16 protein-coding genes are annotated in these 16,402 nt (G+C 62.9%); 7 read left to right on the top strand and 9 right to left on the bottom strand.

The genetic code is table 11. The features are described 5' to 3' along the window. The first annotated feature begins 7 nt into the window (after positions 1-7). From AC1Q6V_RS28370 to AC1Q6V_RS28350, 5 genes are all read left to right on the top strand, one after another. Positions 8-1,204 (top strand): lipid-transfer protein, encoded by a 1,197-nt coding sequence (locus AC1Q6V_RS28370; protein WP_492344563.1) that lies wholly within the window; start codon positions 8-10, stop codon positions 1,202-1,204. Positions 1,205-1,256: 52 nt separating this feature from the next. Then, complete coding sequence (locus tag AC1Q6V_RS28365; protein WP_114134831.1) at positions 1,257-2,036, top strand: enoyl-CoA hydratase/isomerase family protein; 780 nt, start codon at positions 1,257-1,259, stop codon at positions 2,034-2,036. A gap of 54 nt (positions 2,037-2,090) precedes the next feature. After that, on the top strand, positions 2,091-2,915 hold the full coding sequence (locus AC1Q6V_RS28360; RefSeq protein WP_492344564.1) for an SDR family oxidoreductase: 825 nt from the start codon (positions 2,091-2,093) through the stop codon (positions 2,913-2,915). Between the two features lie 87 nt (positions 2,916-3,002). Then, on the top strand, positions 3,003-3,680 hold the full coding sequence (locus AC1Q6V_RS28355; protein ID WP_492344565.1) for a hypothetical protein: 678 nt from the start codon (positions 3,003-3,005) through the stop codon (positions 3,678-3,680). Between the two features lie 98 nt (positions 3,681-3,778). After that, positions 3,779-5,044, top strand: coding sequence for a lipase family protein (locus AC1Q6V_RS28350; RefSeq protein ID WP_492344566.1), 1,266 nt, complete (start codon positions 3,779-3,781; stop codon positions 5,042-5,044). 476 nt (positions 5,045-5,520) lie between these two features. On the opposite strand, the gene AC1Q6V_RS28345 is transcribed toward AC1Q6V_RS28350, so the two are convergent. Genes AC1Q6V_RS28345 through AC1Q6V_RS28325 form a run of 5 tightly spaced genes read right to left on the bottom strand, consistent with a single transcriptional unit; the run spans position 5,521 to position 11,152 of the window. Next, on the bottom strand, positions 5,521-5,955 hold the full coding sequence (locus AC1Q6V_RS28345; RefSeq protein WP_414223665.1) for a hypothetical protein: 435 nt from the start codon (positions 5,953-5,955) through the stop codon (positions 5,521-5,523). Further along, positions 5,952-8,024 (bottom strand): hypothetical protein, encoded by a 2,073-nt coding sequence (locus AC1Q6V_RS28340; RefSeq protein WP_492344567.1) that lies wholly within the window; start codon positions 8,022-8,024, stop codon positions 5,952-5,954. Before AC1Q6V_RS28340 ends, AC1Q6V_RS28345 begins: the two co-directional genes overlap by 4 nt. Beyond that, on the bottom strand, positions 8,021-9,562 hold the full coding sequence (locus AC1Q6V_RS28335) for a site-specific integrase (protein WP_492344568.1): 1,542 nt from the start codon (positions 9,560-9,562) through the stop codon (positions 8,021-8,023). The genes AC1Q6V_RS28340 and AC1Q6V_RS28335 overlap by 4 nt, the downstream gene beginning before the upstream one ends. After that, complete coding sequence (locus tag AC1Q6V_RS28330; RefSeq protein WP_492344569.1) at positions 9,555-10,862, bottom strand: tyrosine-type recombinase/integrase; 1,308 nt, start codon at positions 10,860-10,862, stop codon at positions 9,555-9,557. The genes AC1Q6V_RS28335 and AC1Q6V_RS28330 overlap by 8 nt, the downstream gene beginning before the upstream one ends. Further along, a complete protein-coding gene (locus tag AC1Q6V_RS28325; protein WP_414224713.1) occupies positions 10,862-11,152 on the bottom strand; it encodes a hypothetical protein in 291 nt (96 codons plus the stop codon). The genes AC1Q6V_RS28330 and AC1Q6V_RS28325 overlap by 1 nt, the downstream gene beginning before the upstream one ends. A gap of 440 nt (positions 11,153-11,592) precedes the next feature. On the opposite strand from AC1Q6V_RS28325, the gene AC1Q6V_RS28320 reads away from it, so the two are divergent. Next, complete coding sequence (locus AC1Q6V_RS28320) at positions 11,593-12,810, top strand: 3'-phosphoadenosine 5'-phosphosulfate sulfotransferase (protein ID WP_492344570.1); 1,218 nt, start codon at positions 11,593-11,595, stop codon at positions 12,808-12,810. A gap of 92 nt (positions 12,811-12,902) precedes the next feature. Here AC1Q6V_RS28320 and AC1Q6V_RS28315 read toward each other — a convergent pair whose 3' ends face one another. The 4 genes from AC1Q6V_RS28315 to AC1Q6V_RS28300 form a co-directional block, all read right to left on the bottom strand. Next, entirely contained in the window at positions 12,903-13,334 is a 432-nt protein-coding gene (locus AC1Q6V_RS28315) for an HU family DNA-binding protein (RefSeq protein ID WP_492344571.1), read from the bottom strand. A gap of 108 nt (positions 13,335-13,442) precedes the next feature. Next, positions 13,443-14,378 carry a tyrosine-type recombinase/integrase gene (locus tag AC1Q6V_RS28310; protein WP_492344572.1) on the bottom strand — a complete coding sequence of 312 codons (936 nt, stop codon included), beginning with the start codon at positions 14,376-14,378 and terminating at the stop codon, positions 13,443-13,445. Positions 14,379-14,482: 104 nt separating this feature from the next. Next, the gene (locus AC1Q6V_RS28305; protein ID WP_492344573.1) at positions 14,483-14,815 is read right to left on the bottom strand and encodes a hypothetical protein; all 333 of its coding nucleotides are present in this window, start codon (positions 14,813-14,815) and stop codon (positions 14,483-14,485) included. Next, positions 14,812-15,579 carry a DUF6884 domain-containing protein gene (locus tag AC1Q6V_RS28300; protein WP_492344574.1) on the bottom strand — a complete coding sequence of 256 codons (768 nt, stop codon included), beginning with the start codon at positions 15,577-15,579 and terminating at the stop codon, positions 14,812-14,814. The genes AC1Q6V_RS28305 and AC1Q6V_RS28300 overlap by 4 nt, the downstream gene beginning before the upstream one ends. A 140-nt stretch (positions 15,580-15,719) precedes the next feature. Between AC1Q6V_RS28300 and AC1Q6V_RS28295 the strand changes: the two genes are divergently transcribed. Then, entirely contained in the window at positions 15,720-16,397 is a 678-nt protein-coding gene (locus AC1Q6V_RS28295) for a DUF7673 family protein (RefSeq protein WP_492344575.1), read from the top strand. Positions 16,398-16,402: the final 5 nt, after the last annotated feature.

Genomic DNA, 16,402 nt, shown 5'->3' with positions numbered 1-16,402 from the left:
GAGATCCATGAGCAGCAATGTACTGATCGCCGGCGTCGGGATGGTGCCGTTCAGGCGCCCCGGCCAGAGCGACCCCTATGACGTGATGGCCGAAAAGGCGGTGCGCACCGCCCTGGCCGATGCCGGCATCGATTACAGCCTGGTGGACCAAGCTTTCGCGAGCTTCGTCTACGGAGACTCGTGCTCGGGGGAACGCGCGCTCTACCGGGTCGGTATGACCGGCATCCCGATCACCAACGTCAACAACAACTGTGCTTCGGGTTCTTCGGCGCTGTACCTGGCGCGGCAGGGAGTGCTGGCAGGCGCGGCGGAATGCGCGCTTGCGGTCGGCTTTGAGCAAATGCAGCCCGGCGCGTTGGACCGGGTGTTTCCAGGCCATGCCGATCCGCTGGAGCGCCACCGCGAGAGCGTGGCGGTGGCGATGGGCTTTGGTGAAGCGGAACGCGCGTTGCCGCCAGCGCTGATGATGTTCGGCTCGCAGCTCGAATGGACGGCGCGCGAACTGCATATCCCGGACGAGGTGTTCGCGCGCATTGCGGTCAAGGCGCGCGCGCATGCCAGGCACAACCCCTACGCGATCTTCCGCGACCCGCTCACAGTCGAAGCGGTGCTGGCCGCCCCCACGGTCTGGGGGCGCCTGCGCAAGCTCTACGCCTGCCCGCCGAGCTGTGGCGCCGCCGCCGTGATTGTGTGCAGCGAGCCGTTTGCGCGACGCCACGGGTTGCGTACGGACGTGGCGATCCTCGCGCACGAAATAGGCAGCGATATTTCTGCCGACCTCGATCCGCCCAACGTGCCCGATGCGCTGAGCCGGGGCGCGGCGCGCCGCACGGCTGACCGCGCATACGCCATGGCCGGCGTGGCGCCGCTGGACATTGACGTGGCGGAAGTGCACGACTGCTTCGTCAGCAACGAGTTGCTCACGTACGCGTGCCTGGGCTTCTGCGAAGAGCAAGACCTTGAGCGCTTCGTGGTCGAGGGACGCAACACCTACGGCGGCCAGGTGGTGGTGTGTCCGTCAGGTGGCTTGTTGTCCAAGGGGCACCCGCTGGGCGCGACCGGGCTGGCGCAGATCACCGAGCTCGCCACCCAATTGCGTGGCAGCGCCGGCCGGCGGCAGGTCGAGGGCGCCCGCACGGCGTTGCAGCACAACGGCGGGTTGGGCACTGCGGTATCAGTCGCGATCCTGCAGCGCCAGGGCTGAGCCGCGGATCTGCTCATTTCGACCACTGAACATCATCTCCGGGAGCCTGAACATGGACCAACCCGTCCTTCTGACGTGGCAAGGTGCCGTCGCCACCATTACGCTGAACCGGCCCGAGCGGGGCAACGCCATCGACACCGAGGCGGCGCGCGCGCTGATCGGGTGCATCGACGAGGTGGCGGCCGACACGGCGGTACGCACGGTCGTGCTGCGTGCTGCGGGGCGGCAGTTCTGCGCCGGTGGGAACATCGACGCCTTCCTCCACGCCGGCGCAGGCCTGCCGTCCATGCTCGAAGAACTGCTCGGCCCGTTGCATACTGCCCTGTACAAGCTCGCCACGCTGCCGGTTCCAGTGGTCAGTGCGGTCAACGGGCCGGTCGGCGGCGGCGGCATCGGCCTGGCGCTTTGCGCGGATATCGTGCTGGCGGCCGAGTCGATGAAGCTGCGCGGCGGCTATTCCGCCATCGGGCTCACGCCGGATGCCGGTTCGTCCTGGTTCCTGACGCGCCGCGTCGGCGCCATGCGCGCCAAGCAACTCTTCTTCACCAATGGGGCGCTTTCCGCCAGGCAGTGCCTGGAGATGGGGATCGTGAGCGAGGTGGTCCCGGATGCCGGGCTTCCGGCACGCGCGGATGCGCTGGCTGAAGCACTGGCGCACGGCGCGACCGGAGCGCTGGGGCGGATCAAGCAACTGGTTGACGGTGCGCACGAGAGAACACTGCGCGTGCAGCTCGATCTGGAGCACAGCCTGATGGTTGAGTCCGCTGCCAGTGCTCATGCCGCCGAAGGCATTGCTGCCTTTATCGACAGGCGGGCGCCCAGGTTCGACTGACAACGGGACGCCAGGCCATTACGGCCCTGGTGGCGTTCTTCACGAGGTAAGTCAATGCAAGTCAATCTCGATTTTACCGGTCGCCACATCTTCGTGTTCGGCGGCACCACGGGCATCAACTTCGGCATCGCCCAGGCGTTCGCCAGGCAAGGCGCCAGCGTGACAGTGGCCAGCCGCAAGCAGGAGAACGTCGATGCCGCGCACCAGCAGCTCGCACAGCTTGGCGGGCCGGTCCTTGGGGTCTGCGCCGATGTGCGCGATTTCGATGCGGTAGGCCGGGCGTTCGCCGAAGCGGTCGAACGCTTCGGCCCTGTCGATGTGCTGATTTCCGGTGCTGCGGGCAATTTTCTGTGCGAGGCGAAGGACATGTCGTCGAACGGCTTTCGCGTGGTGGTCGACATCGACCTGGTCGGCACCTTCCACGTGCTGCGCCAGGCCTATGGCCACCTGCGCAAGCCAGGCGCGGCGGTGATCAATATCACGGCTCCGCAGTCCTTCGTGCCGATGCGCTACCAGGCGCACGCCAGTGCCGCCAAGGCGGGGGTCGACCAACTTACGCGCGCGCTCGCGCTCGAATGGGGCGGTGATGGCATCCGCATCAACTCGATCTCGCCAGGGCCGATCGAGGGTACGGAGGGCTTCCGGCGGTTGATGGCGCCCACCGAGGCGGAGCGCGCCGCTGCGCAATCCAGCGTGCCGATGCAGCGCTTTGGCACCGTGGACGATATCGCCAATCTTGCACTGTTCCTGGCATCGCCCTATGCGGGGTACATCTCGGGCGCGCTTGTGCCGTGCGACGGCGGTGGTGCCCTGGAGAGCGTCAAGGTGCCACTCGAAGCGGCGGGCCGTGCGGCAGCGGCGACCGGAAAGCCGGCCTGAAGGGCGCTGTCCGGCGATCTGGCTGACCTCCGCTGGAGTCACCGTCAGGCCGCACGCGCTATGGCGCCGGCCGGCAGGAGATGGAATGTGAGTGGCAACGACAACAGCGAGAGCACCGGCGGCGCCGTGCTGACGAGGCTCACCTCCTTGCGGCACGAGATTCGCCGCGCCAGCCGGCGCGCCGATGCGCTCGCCGCCTGTGCCGGGCGTCTGGGCAGCGAGGCCTATCGCGCCGCATTGGCAGAGGTCTTCGATGACTGGATGATCAACAGCATCGGGCAGCAGCAACTTGTCTGCTTTGCCTCGGCAGCCGAGCTCGGGATCCTGCTGGAGCAGCACGTTGATCGATGCTTCGCCACGGCAATGCAGTCGGAGGGCCAACTGCTGCGCGTCCTCTACTGGGCGGTCATGCGGCGCTGGGACTTCTACCGCCGCCTGCGCGCCGGTGACGGCCAGTGCCTGCCAGTCCAGGCTGACCTTGTGGCCGGTGCTTCACCGAATCCGCAGGCGCTGTGCGCGGACTGCGCCCGACTGTCGGAGGACCCCAGGCGCGGAACCGGCCATTCGCGCCTCTATGCTCTTTCCGCCGCGTCCCGCCGGCACTACTCCTCGCACCTGGCGGTGTTGCGGTGCGAGCACCGCTGCAGCACCTGCGGGGCGCGCTGGGTGATGAGTTGCCACGCCGGCGATCCGTTTGTCGGCTGGACATTGCGCTGTGGCAATACACGACAGGCCTCACCGGCGGGCATGCATGTGGTTGCCTGATGGCTGTATGCGTTGCGGCGCACGCCATCAGCCAGCGGATTCCATGAGGCACGGCGCCTTCGCGCGCATGCGCCAGCAAACCTGACAGGAGAAGACGCATGACTCGTCGTACTGCAAGACCGTTGTGGATCCGCGTAACGTCTCGCGCCCCCGGCATGGCCCTTGCCAGGGGGGAGGCACGCGCAGTCCTGGCGATTGCCATGGCGCTGTGTGTCCTGGCTGGCGCGCCGGCGCTAGCCGGCCCGCTTGATGACCCGAGGAACGATGCCTTCTACACGCCGCCCCAGCCGATGCCGAGCGGGCCCCATGGCACGCTGATCCGCTCCCGTCCATTCATTCCGGTTGGATTGCTGGCTTACGGCTGGCAGGTCATGTACAAGTCCACCGACGTCAATGGCTTGCCGATTGCCATCACCGGCACCGTGCTGGTGCCCTTTACGCCGTGGCTCTCCGGCCCCCGGCCGGTTATTGCGTGGGCTCCAGGAACGCAGGGCCAGGCCGACAACTGCGCGCCCTCGCACCAGTACGCGCTGAGCACGGAATATGAAGCGACGATTGCCGGCGCGACGCCGGCAACCCTCGCCCGCGGTTGGGCGATCGCGATGACGGACTATCAGGGTCTTGGTACACCGGGCGATCACACCTGGGGGATCGGCAAGGCCGAGGGGCAAGCCGTCCTCGACGCGGCACTGGCGGCGCAGCAGTTGAGCGGGGCGGGCCTGTCGGCGAACGCCCCCGTCGGCATCATGGGCTATTCCCAGGGTGGCCATGCAGCGGCTTTCGCGGCCGAACTGCAGCCCGCATATGCCCCCGGTCTGAATGTGCGGGGCGTTGCCGCAGGAGCTGGGCCATTCAGCATCGCTGATGTGTATGCGAACGTTAATGGTGGCCCGTTCGGCGGGGTAGGGCCGATTGCGCTGATGGGCCTGAATGCCGCCTACCCTGAACTTGGCCTCTCATCGATTCTCACACCCTATGGGCAGTCGGTGATTGCCGACTTTCGCGGCACAAAATGCCTGCTTGATGTGACTGCCAGCTATCCGTTCCTGTCTGACTCGGTCCTCGTCCAGGCTCCAGCCATCCTGAACCGCGCCGACTGGCTGGCGCGCATGGCGCAGAACCAGAGCGGCAATGGCGTGCCTGCCGTACCGGCATTGGTGTACGCGGGAACCCTCGACGAGATCATTCCCTTTGGGCAGAACCAGAAGCTGTTTGCCGCCTGGTGTGCGCGCGGTGGCAACGTGGCGTTCCGGACCATCGGCGCGACCGAACACGCCACTGGGCTGCTTCTCGGCTTGCCGGTTGCACTGGACTGGATGACACAGCGATTCGGCAGTGTCCCTGCGGTATCCGAGTGCCCATAGGGCGCTGTCCTCGCTTGAATTTCATCTCAATAGCAAACCGTTCGGGCCGCGTACGCTTGCCCACGCGCGTCGGAGAACGCAACGACCTTCTTCGACGAAGGGTAGGGCAATTCCGTTTGGGGCTGCATGCGTAAGAGCTTCGATTAGTTAGTGCTCTCATTTGATGCAGGCTGGCACGGCCCACATATGCCGCGGTGAGATGATTGACGGGACTGGACCAGGAGCGGCCATAGGTGTGGTCCGACCCGAGTGTCGCAAAATCGGCCAGCTCGGACATCGAGAATGGGAGAGCTGGTGTCTCAAACTGGCCGGGTAGGGCCATCCCCCTGTAGGTCGGACGTCGCTTCACCGGCTGAACCGGTCGTCCCCAGCAGGGCAGAAGCAGTGGGCCCCTCGCTACGCTTGGTGAGTACCCGAGACGCCGGCATCAGCGAGTGAATACGGCGTCTGTTACCGAAACGGCAGGCATAGATTGATTATTTCATTGGGCCTGCTACACGATTCCCGTGCCTGTTCGTAGGGGGAAGCGGTTGATTCAGGAAATCCTCTGACAATCCTCTGGACGCTGCATTGTAAGCCCAGCGTACGAACTGCTCGAGCAGCAAATCTTCCCGCCTCCGAAGCTCGGCATTTTCGAGTTCCAGGCGCTGCACCCGTTCCATGCTCGCCTTAAGGGCAGCCGACACCGGTCGGCCGTCGATACCGCTGGCCGTGCTGGATGCGCGGTATGTCTCGTAGGCAACCCGAATGCGTTCCTGGTTGTATAGCGCCTGACGGGTGTAAGTAGCCCGCATCCGCTTTGCCACCGCCTGGATGAGTGCCGGCCACGTCAACCGACCCTCCCATCCGCGGATGATGTCAATGATGAGATCGATCCGGTCGGCGGTCAGATTGGGCGATCGTCGCATCATGAAAGAGCCTTCTTTGTTGTCTTGCCGGGAAGGTGAACTTGGCGATTGGTCCCAACGTTCAGCCGGTCAAGCAACGCCCCTTCGGACAATGAGAATGTATTGGTGGAGGTCAATTGAATCGCAGCACCATCGGCGACGGATGGATCATTCAGAATGGAAAGCAGCTGCTCCAGCCGCTCGACAGTGGCTAGATGTGCAGCTACCCAGTCCTCGGCCCCATAAGCCTCGTCGCCCACGGCCTTCCGTGCCTTTGCTAGGCTTTCACGAGCTGCCTCCAGCGCCAGTTGCACTCGCTCCATCTTGCCCGGTATTCCCTTGACGCAGATATGCTCGCGGCAGTCGAGGCACTTGCGGAACATCTCGCAGGGAGTGGAGGTAAAGTCGTGAATGCAGAATCCGTAGAGGGTCACGTGGGCAGTTGGTACCGCCATCGACGCAAACTCAGCTCGGGTGAGGGGAAGGTTCTTGGGAATCTCGGCAAGTGGGCCGATGGCCTTGGCATGGTTGCCGACGGCCTCCCGAATCTTGGTGACGATCTCCTCGCTGGTCACATGATCGTAGGCGGTGTTCTGATGAATGTGGGCCCGGCCACTCCACGTGGCAATGTCGACTTGAGAAAGATTCGCTCCCTGTGCGAGGGTGTTTAGCCAGTGGCGGAACTGATGGGTCCGCATGCTCAGCTTTCCTTCTGGGTCGATGCCAACCCGCTCAAAGACGGTTGCGCTGCCTGCGCGCCGATTCTGACCGAGTGCGCACCCGATATGGTGATACTTCACCACTTCGAACATGCAGCCGTTGCCTGACCCATCTCCGCGATTACCGAATAGCCCTTCGGGAATCGCGAGCAATGCCTCGGAATACTTCAAGCCACGTCCCTCGTCATAGATCGGGAAGCCGGCCGGCAGCATGCCGACAATGAATTGCTCGATATCCGCAAAGCGAACTGCCTGAATCTGGATCTCTCCTTGAATCGGATGCGAAGCGGTAATGTAGGTGTAGGGGATCTTGCCCCCTCGCATCCAACTCCGTACTGCCCGCTTGCACGGTGAGAGATTGGCAATCTCCCAGATCTCTTCGAGCGTCAGGATCTCCTTGTCGCGCAGGTGCTTCAGTTTGGGCGGCAGGTAAAGCTTGGTAGGATGCCGCTCATACCACCGCGCCATTGCGCGTGCCGGATCGGTGATCCGACGTATTCTGGCCAGCGCGTCACGAACCACGTCAGCCATCCCCGGCAAAATCCATTTGATATGGTCCACGGCGCCCTTCGAGCCAGCCCAGCGAAGCCCCAAGTATTTCCGCTCATCGTTGGCTAGCTGTTCGACCTCACAATCCACCGGCAACGCCAATACTTCGTTGATGCGTTCCGGGGCGGAGCACATAATGGCGGTAATCGACGTGATTAATACATCACGCGGCTCGACCGCGCTATGGAAAGCCTGTGCAAGGGCGTTCAACGCCTCTGGCGAAGGCATCCGATCCCGCCGGCGCCGCTCGAAATCGGGACCAATCTTTCCTCTCGCCGCTCTCCGGGTGCGAGGGTATCGCCAGTTGTGCAGCGGCGCGTAAACGAAGCCATTCTCGTCCATGAAGCGGGCGATAACCCCAAGAATCGCACCGGCCGACTCATTGTCCCCAATGATCGTACGCGACCGAAGCACTTCGGCAGCCCGGTTGAAGATGGTCGCATCGCAATCAACCAGCGAGGCAAGCCCGTGTTCTTGGATTGACCTATCCAAGGCACGGAAAGCAGTGATAGCGAAAGTGAACGAGGACGATGACCGATTCGCCAACTGGCTGCGCACGTACGCCTTCGCAAAACCGCTAAGTTGAGGGAGAAATGGCGTGCCTCCGTCCTTGATGCGCTGGCAGAAGTGGATCGTGACGGTACCTTGCCTCGCATCGCGGTGTCCCTTGTTCGAGTAGTACTTTGTGACATCCCACAATTCGGCTTCGAAGTCGAGCTCAGCCCCGAAGGCCGTCAGTTCATCCCTGGCGTGCGCGATGAACGCTGAAAGATTGCCCTCGGCATCCGCCTTGACACGCGGAATCAGTGGAATCACGCTGCTCATGCAGCACCTTCTCTTGCAGCTTCGCGGCAACGGGTGACGACTTCGGCGACGGCGACGATCGTTCGATCATTGACCGATGCAATGCGCAGATCGGATAGCGCGAGCAGTTCCTTTCTCTCAGCCAACAGCCTTTCAAGCAAGGTTTCATGGATGTTGTCGAGCCAGGGATGGAAGTAGGAGCAGGTATAACAGGCGAGCGGCGCTGCCAGCCCGCAGAAGTCGAACTTGCCGCAGCCGCCAACCGCCTCTAGTCGCTCAGGGGTATCAATATGGATCACTCGACCGCGACCATTAACATCGCTCTCCGGACGCGCTACTAGCGTCCCGGAGAATGCTTGAGCGAGAGGAGCCACCTTGAGCGCCATTGCCTTGTCAATGCGTTCCATAATTTCCGGCCGAGCCTCGACGTAGATTAGGCTAGAGTCCAGCCAACTGTGGTCCATCAGGTCAGCAATGACGGTTGCAGGCAGCCCTTCGGCGGCGGCCCGCGAACCAAATGTCCGCCGAATCCGCGTCTGGAACAGGTTCATCTTCTTTCCGGTGCGAACAGAAACTATCCTTAGACCGTTGAGGAGTTTCGCGATCTTTGAACTGGCGCTACTTCCGTCATGATGGCCTTCCAGGCCAGGATGCATTACTCGCCTGCTCTTTAATGCCTTCATCGTGGCAGGGAACAGGGGTGCCTCGATCGGAATGAGTCCATTTTTTTCAGCCCACTTGGTCACAAGTCCAATCTGCTGTTCAAGCAGGGCGCCAACAACTGGCGCAAGCTCACGTGCCTTGAACAAGGTTCGTGGTCGGATATTCTTTCCTTGTTTAAGGCGGGTGACCTGGAGAACATAGACCTTCGAGCCATCCGCGCGCTCGGTGATGCTTAGATCCTTCACCTTCATCATCGCCAACTGCATAGCACGGCACCCAAGCGCAATGGCAAGCACCACCAAGGCGTAGTCGTAAATGGGCATGTCGCCTGATGCAAACGCCTGCCGGAGTCCCGCCAAAACTGACTCATACTCGAGGTCGGTCAGTGGACCACGCTCCGGCTCCATTGTCAAAACAGCAGCACCAATTGCATGACTCTTGGTTTCAAGGCTAGGAAGTAAAAGCATCAAATCGCGTGACAGACCAGCAACGCCAGTCTTGGCCCACTCCATGAGAAGGGAACGCACGTGGCGTGGGAAATACTGTTGGTGATTTGGAAGAGACGCTCCATAGTTTTGCAAGTCGGCCGCAGTCAGTTCGCTTATCTCTCGAGCCGGGTCCAAAGCGATAAGGAACTTGAGTAGTGCGCGCAGCCGAACCAACATGCGCCCCAGTCGTTCTGGAGCATTCGCTAACAGCAGGGCCGCGAACGCCTCCCGCACATGCTGACGAAGCGGTTCTGTGGCACCAGGCAGGTTGTCGAAGTTGAAGCAGACGCTTCCGTGTGCGGTTGGAATGGTCCATTGCCGCTCAGTCGGATCGAACTCGATGCCGTCGATGGTTCGCGTAGATGCACGCGGTGCTGCTGTGACTACGGCAGTATTGGTGCTATTCATACTTCTGCGATCTGGTTGCCTCGCGAATGACCGATTGCTGAATCCGCACCGAAGCTTCTGTCGATAGTTTCCGTGTGCGGCGCCTCAGGTAGTGATCTGAACTCTTCGAGAGATCAGACCAACCCATGGCGTGGTTACGGGTCCGGCGCTCGTCTGTCGGCGCTAGTCCGGCCTTTTCAGCAATGTCTGAAAAATCCTCGTTCCATGTATGCCGTAGTACATGCGAGGTCAGCGCCTCGCCAACGGCTGGTTGCCGTTCGCGAAGGGAGCGGAAGATTTCGGACAGCGCCGCCAGCGATAATGGGCGACCGGTATGCTCCGACACGAACAGAAAATCGTGCTTTCGGGCACCACGAACCATCGAGCGGCGCTTGACGATGTGCTCGTGCGTCCAGTAGGCCAATTCTTCGCTGATGCCGATGGCGCGCTCCCGGGTTTTGGTGTTGGGCTGATATTTCCGCGGATCGTTCTTGTCATCCGGCCGGCGGATAATGTCAGCCGTATGCTGGCGCAGGTTGAGCAATTTGATGCGCAAGCCAAGCAACTCACCACGTCGCAGACCGGTCCCGAGGCCCCATAGAACGATGAGCCGATTACGGTCGCGGACAAAGGCGCCATTCCATGGGTTATCTGGGCAACCCGGCTCGATGATCCGAAGCAGTTCGGCTTTCTGGTCTGCGTTCAAGCTGAGACGGCTTGGGCTCGCACGCGAGCTGGGGGTTCGTGAGCGCAGACGGCCAAGAAACTCCCGAAGGAGCGCCATGTAGTTATTTTTTTCCTCAAGTGTCTTGGATACTTGTCGTGCCGCGCGATGCCCCATCCATTCCAGGTAGGCGCTGGCATAGTAGAGCCGAATGGCGACGGTGCTGACGGCCACCGTCGCTCCTTCCTTTACCTTGGGGGCACGCTTGCGCACCTTATCGAAGCTCACTACCTTCGGATTTACGGGTTGTGGATTCCCAGCTTGTAGCGCAGCCTTGCCAAAGGGCAGGTACGCAGCACGCACTAGGTAGTCAAGCTCGTGAAGATCCAGAAACCGGCCGGCAGCAAAGCGCTCAGAAAGGTCGATTTGGCGGTCGGCAACGAAGGTTAGAAGAAATTGAACGCCTCGCAGAGCCTGTTCGATCGTGGCGGCCGAACCCGTCTTCGGCCTGATTTCGGTGGAGACGTATACGCAAGGGTCGAACAACGGCAAGCCGCGCCTGGCGTCAACGAGGATGGGCGTACGCTCGCCGTCCTCGAACATCACAGTGCGGATCGTGTAACGAGAGCGCTGGTGCTGCATTGCTGCTTGCGGCATTAGTCCGACAACTCCATCGGCACGATTACAGCCACGCCCGCAATGTAATCGTCCGCCATGATGGACTCGGAATCGCGCGCCATTTCGGTGGCTATGTGGTTGACGGCGCTAGCATTTCCGTTTTCGCTCAGAAACATGTATCGACCGGACGAAAGAGGAATACCCTCGATGCACCCACCGACGATTTCCTGTATGGCGCTCAGACGCCTATCTGTCGCCAAGGGGAGGGAGATTGCCATACTGGCCCCGTCCGGGTAGATAACGGTTGCGGGATACGTGTCGTTGCTCATTTAAGAATCTTCTGCATCTACGTGTAGGTTCTTAGTTCCGATTGACCAGCTTCTGGTTCCTTCGCAAATTGCGCTACAAAGTTCGCCCCGCCAATCAACGACGTAAGCCAACTGCCTCACGTGGCTCCGAACTGCACTACTGCCTTAGATAGCTAAGGCCTCGGAATTTATTGACACATTGGTGCCGTAGCCCATATGAGAAGAATGATGGCACCGTCCGATCACCGTGAAAATAACGTCTTTTCCCTTTGAAAACAGGGACTTAATTGATGCTATTTACACTTCAAACCACGGGTCATCCTAACAGCACCGACCTCAAAATTTCACCACAGCGCACCTTCCGCCGCCAGCTATTCCGGTCGTTGGCGGGGCAGGGCCATGCGGAGCCGGTCACGTTGCTTGGCACTCGCTATGCAGAGAGTGCACGCCGCGGTACCTCGATGCGCCAGCGCGGCGATTCGGCCAATGCGCCTGTGCGCAATCGGGATGGCGACCTGGTCCTCAGTCCGGTCTGTCACTGGAGCGACGACGATATCTGGGAAGGTATCGGGCTCTATGGGAGCGGCGGGCGACCGTGCTATTCCGACTTCGAGGACATGCGGCGCATCTATGCGCATGCCGTCGGCACATCGTGCGCCGTGGTGGCCGATGCCATTCTCGAAGGCGCCGGCGCAAGCCGGCCGGGCAAATGCGGTGCGCGGCTGGGCTGTCATGTCTGCCAGATGGCCGAGGACAAGAGCCTGGCCAATATGGTCGAGTACGATGAGCGCTACGCCTACGCGGCAGGCCTGCAGCGACTGAACCGGTTTATCCGGCACACGCGCTTCGACTGGCAACGCCGACATTGGGTGGGGCGCACGATCCGGGGCGGCTACGTCAAGGTTCAGCCGGACACTTACCATCCCACGATGCTGCGGGAGCTGGTGCGGTACATGCTCCAGCTGGATTTCGACGAGCAATGCCGGGCGGGGCGGGCCGGTGAGCGGCCGAAATTCGAGTTGCTCCCGCTGGACATGCTGATCGCGGTTGATGCCCTGCAATCGCTCAACGGGCTGGCCAAGCCGTTTGCGGCCTGGGCGGACTGGCGCGACGTGCGGGAGCGCGGTGTGCGGTTCGATGTGCCAGACGTGCCGCCGATGCCGCAAACGCCGGTGCCGCCGGCACGCTTCCTGTTCGTCGGCAAGGACTGGGACGACACGGCGCCATCATCCGATTGGACCGGGCTGCGCGATCCATATGTCGAAGGCCTGACGGCAGGTTCGGCGTGCGAGCCGGAGCTGGTCGCTGCCGCGAACGGCCGCAGCATCCTGGCCCTGCCAACCGCGCAGCAGTTCGGCGTGGACGCGGAATCAGCGCTGCTGATTGCTGAGTTCGAGTACGACCGCTTGCTGGACATGCACGATGCCGCTCTCGCACCGGGGCAGGTGACGGCGGGTTACCGGTGGTATGCGCAGTACGGCTGCCTGACGTTGTCGCACGCGCAGCGCGCTGAGCATGACGAGATTGCGCGGCGCACGGCATACAAGGATCGCCTTGGGCTGACCCTTGGCTATGACGTCGATGCGCTGAGCAAGCGGGCCGTCGACTTTGAGGCTCTGCCTGCGGCTGCACAGGCTGGCTGGCGCCAGTCGGCCGCGACGCAAGCCGCGCTCTTCTGAGTCCCCCTTCATGAACCAAAGCCCTGGAATCCTCACGGATTCCAGGGCTTCTTATTTTTTGCCCAGCCAGACGGGGCGGGCGTGCCGCCGGCTTACAGCGCGGCGTCCTTCAGCTTCTTCAACGGACGCACCTTGACCTTGACGCTGGCCGGCTTGGCGGCGAACCACTGCTCAGCACCAGTGAAGGGATTTTTGCCGAAACGCTTCTTGGTGGCCGGAACCTGGATGGCCGACACCTTGAACAGACCGGGCAGGGTGAACTCGCCCGCGCCCTTCTTGTGCACGGCGCTCACAATGGTGTTCTCCAGATGCGCGAGCACCGTCTGCACAGTTTTCTTGTCCAGTTCGGTCTGGGCGATCAGGTGTGCCAGCAGACTGGACTTGTTGAAGGTGTCCTTCACCGGCTTGGCGACCGGTGCGGCCGCGGCAGCCTTTTTGGCCGGGGCGGCCTTCTTTGCCGGTGCAGCCTTCTTTGCAGCGGTCTTCGTTGCAGTCTTTGCTACGGGTTTTGCTTTCGTGGCCATAGTCGTGGATTTGGTTGCGTGGCGGCCTGCAGGCTGGTATCAGCGCACAGCGCACCGGCGAAGCATAGCAAATGCGGCCATGCCCGCAAGAGGGAATTGCCTCGCCAGCTACGCGCCGGCGCCGTCCTGCCACGGCGCGTCGTCCGTAATCGTGGCAGCGATGCGATCGCAGGTGCGGGGACTGGCCAGGCCGAGCATCGCGCTGACGTCGTCGCGTGGGTGGCCAGCCAGCAGTTGGCGGCGGCAGAACGTGTTGCGCAGTATCCGCGGGCTCATGTCGGCGGCGGTGAAATTGATGGCTTCCAGTGCCGCCCGCACGATCACGCCCAGCGTTTTCACCGTCATCGGCTGGCCGTTGGTCTGCAAGGAAAAAATCAGGTCGCCGGCGATGGGCAGCGTGGGGCGGCGCTCCTGCCATACCGCGACAACGGGAACAGCGAACGGCGCCAGGTGGACGGTGCGGGTGTCGCGCGCCCCATGCGCCGGCACGCGCAGATACGGCGGTGCGGCCTCCGGGTGCAGGTCGCCCACCACGGCGGCCCGCCCTTCAGCGACGGTGATGCCGGTCCCGAGAAACAGCGCCACGATGGCCCGGCTACGCAGCAGGGCGAGGTCATCGCCGGGCACGGGCTGCGCCCAGTCCTGCAGGCGCATGTCGGCGGCTTCCGGCAGGAAGATCGGGGTCGGCTCGCCCTCCGGCCAATGGGCCTCACGCACCAGGGGCGCGGCCGGATTGGACTGGCGCAACCCGATGGCGACCAGGTGCCGGCACAGCCGGTCCAGCAGCTTCAGGTAGCGCATCCGCGTGGCAACGCCGTGGCGGGCACCAGCTGGCGTGTGCCACAGCGCGGCGATGTGCTCGGGGCCGAAGCTGGCCAGCGTCGCGCCGCGCTCCAGCAGATGGCGGCGGAAGTGCTCGAACATCGCCCGGTGCTGGACAATCGAGCGGGCAGAGAACGGGCGGCGGTCCGCGCCGGCGGCCTCGCGTTCCTGCCAGTCACCATAGGCGGCGGACGGATTGGTGTGCCAGAGCAAGGTGTCCATGGTTCGCATCCGGTCAGTAATATACTGAATTTGGCGTCCCCCAACACCATGCCGCCTCGACGAGGCGGAAACTGCTGGCAAGAATGGGGGCCATCGTTGGCAGCCTAGAAGCGAGGCCTGCCGTAGCGGTTACGGCGTGCCTGCAAGCGGGCGCGCGTGCACGCATAGCGCGGGTACCGTGCATCCAGCATCCCGGCAATCTCGTTCAGCTGGCACTGATGCGTCGGATAGCACTCAAGCAAATTCGCTTCGGCGCAGTAGCGCAAGATCTCGTGGAGCAGGGCGTAGCGCTTTTCCTCGGGGAAGTGCAGGTTGCCTTCCTTGGCCCATGCCTTGTAGCCGGCATGCGTCAGGGCGAGCAATGCCTGGGACGTGCCGTCGAGGTTCACGCTGAGCGCCTTGGCCTCCTGGTGCAGCGCCTTGTCGTATTCGCTCATGCCGCCTCCGGCAATGGGTGAAGATCCGCGACGCCGACCCAGCGCGGCGTGATCCGGGTGCGGCCGCGGATGGTTTCCTCGACCTCCACGTCGGCAGTCGGGCCGCTGGGGCCGTCAAACAAGGCCAGCACCCGGGCCTTGACGGCAGGAAGGGAAGGGGTGGCGCGATAGAGCAGGCGGGTTACGGCGCCAACTTCGAGCCAGCCATAGCGCCGAAAGAGGGGCTTGCCGTTGGGGTGGTGCCCCATCGGCCCGGCGAGCGCCGGCGCAATGCCATCGAGGAACGCGCCGAGTTGCGACCGTTGCAGGCCGATGCCACCAATCGTTTCATGGACGGTCAGCGGCGAGGCGTTGTACTGGCGCGCGAGCGCGGCGCGCATGACGCGGCGGTACTCCTTGCCGCCAGCCAGCAGCACCTTGCCTACCTGGGCCGGCCACTCTGCCGACGCCGCGAACGCTGGCAGATCGGCCAGCATCTCGTCGGCACGTGCTACGGACATGCGCTGGTCATACGGGTCCAGCATCTGGTGGGGACTGACGAAGCCGTGACGTGCCGACAGGATCAGGACGTTCGGGCTCGCCTCGCGCCGCACGTGAGCCCGGTAGGATTCGTACATGACGCCTCGGTAGAGGTCGATCGCCGGCGCCGGCCGGGCGAGCTTCGTGCCGGAACAGGCGAGCAGCAGCAGTGCGGGGGCGGTCGGCGTAGGGGCATGGGTCGGCGGCGTGGGGAACAGGGCAAGCCGCGATTGGCGGGAGAGCATGGGCATTGTCGAAAATCGGATGCTTTCACTCTACCGGCGCCTTCGTGAAGTCAAGGGGCGACCGGCCCAAGCATCGAAATGCGCGCCAAAACGCGCGTATCATTTTCGTGAATCGATCTGGTAACAGGCAGAAATCCAGCATGAAACCCAAAGCCGGCCACGTCACGGTCACATCCGAGGTCGCTGAGAGCGAGCTCGGAGCCTTCATGGAACACCTTGACGCGTTCAAGCGGCGCGACACCGATGCGCAGCGCGCCGCCGAGATCCGCGCCCAGGACGAGAGTGACGGCCTCGATTCGCTCAAACGCCTGTTCGACATTGCACACAGCCACAGCGGTCAGTGCCGCATCGTCGCCGCGTTCCTGCTCGGCCTGTACAACGGCCAGCGCTTCCCGTTCGACATGACGGAGTTTCGCAGCGTCGATGCCGCGATCTTCGAGGACATGCTGCGCGTGCTGAGACTGGACAGCCGGCCAAAGCACGAGGTCCACGACTACTTCCCCAACGGCGGCCAGGCGTTCGAGCGGCTCGCCAACGACTGGCGGCTACACAAGCAGGAATGGAAAATTGCTGATTCTGGCCGGTCGTTCTGCATCCAGGTCGATGGCTATCTCTGCTTCCTTGCGCCGGCTGCCGATGCTGGCCAGGTCAAGTGGCGATGGTTCGTCCAATCAGGCGGCAGTTGGGCCTGGCGCGGCGGCGAGGAGGTCGTCACCCATGGCGAAGGCTTTGCGGATCGCGCCACGTCCGCCGAGCAGGCGATCCGCGACTGGATCGAAGCGTCGTACCGGGAGCATGAAAGCGGTGACGAATGGTGACAGCA

This window comes from Cupriavidus sp. GW823-FHT07B10 (assembly GCF_058794355.1).
Note: the sequence above shows the minus strand (reverse complement) of the source record. Positions and strands in the feature narration are given on the sequence as shown.

What these genes read in the sequence shown, in the direction of transcription:
- AC1Q6V_RS28325 (WP_414224713.1), bottom strand. Translation starts at nt 11,152, where the DNA reads ATGAGCAACGACACGTATCCCGCAACCGTTATCTACCCGGACGGGGCC.
- AC1Q6V_RS28350 (WP_492344566.1), top strand. Translation starts at nt 3,779, where the DNA reads ATGACTCGTCGTACTGCAAGACCGTTGTGGATCCGCGTAACGTCTCGC.
- AC1Q6V_RS28300 (WP_492344574.1), bottom strand. Translation starts at nt 15,579, where the DNA reads ATGCTCTCCCGCCAATCGCGGCTTGCCCTGTTCCCCACGCCGCCGACC.
- AC1Q6V_RS28305 (WP_492344573.1), bottom strand. Translation starts at nt 14,815, where the DNA reads ATGAGCGAATACGACAAGGCGCTGCACCAGGAGGCCAAGGCGCTCAGC.
- AC1Q6V_RS28345 (WP_414223665.1), bottom strand. Translation starts at nt 5,955, where the DNA reads ATGATGCGACGATCGCCCAATCTGACCGCCGACCGGATCGATCTCATC.
- AC1Q6V_RS28315 (WP_492344571.1), bottom strand. Translation starts at nt 13,334, where the DNA reads ATGGCCACGAAAGCAAAACCCGTAGCAAAGACTGCAACGAAGACCGCT.
- AC1Q6V_RS28330 (WP_492344569.1), bottom strand. Translation starts at nt 10,862, where the DNA reads ATGCCGCAAGCAGCAATGCAGCACCAGCGCTCTCGTTACACGATCCGC.
- AC1Q6V_RS28340 (WP_492344567.1), bottom strand. Translation starts at nt 8,024, where the DNA reads ATGAGCAGCGTGATTCCACTGATTCCGCGTGTCAAGGCGGATGCCGAG.
- AC1Q6V_RS28365 (WP_114134831.1), top strand. Translation starts at nt 1,257, where the DNA reads ATGGACCAACCCGTCCTTCTGACGTGGCAAGGTGCCGTCGCCACCATT.
- AC1Q6V_RS28335 (WP_492344568.1), bottom strand. Translation starts at nt 9,562, where the DNA reads ATGAATAGCACCAATACTGCCGTAGTCACAGCAGCACCGCGTGCATCT.
- AC1Q6V_RS28370 (WP_492344563.1), top strand. Translation starts at nt 8, where the DNA reads ATGAGCAGCAATGTACTGATCGCCGGCGTCGGGATGGTGCCGTTCAGG.
- AC1Q6V_RS28310 (WP_492344572.1), bottom strand. Translation starts at nt 14,378, where the DNA reads ATGGACACCTTGCTCTGGCACACCAATCCGTCCGCCGCCTATGGTGAC.
- AC1Q6V_RS28295 (WP_492344575.1), top strand. Translation starts at nt 15,720, where the DNA reads ATGAAACCCAAAGCCGGCCACGTCACGGTCACATCCGAGGTCGCTGAG.
- AC1Q6V_RS28320 (WP_492344570.1), top strand. Translation starts at nt 11,593, where the DNA reads ATGCGCCAGCGCGGCGATTCGGCCAATGCGCCTGTGCGCAATCGGGAT.
- AC1Q6V_RS28360 (WP_492344564.1), top strand. Translation starts at nt 2,091, where the DNA reads ATGCAAGTCAATCTCGATTTTACCGGTCGCCACATCTTCGTGTTCGGC.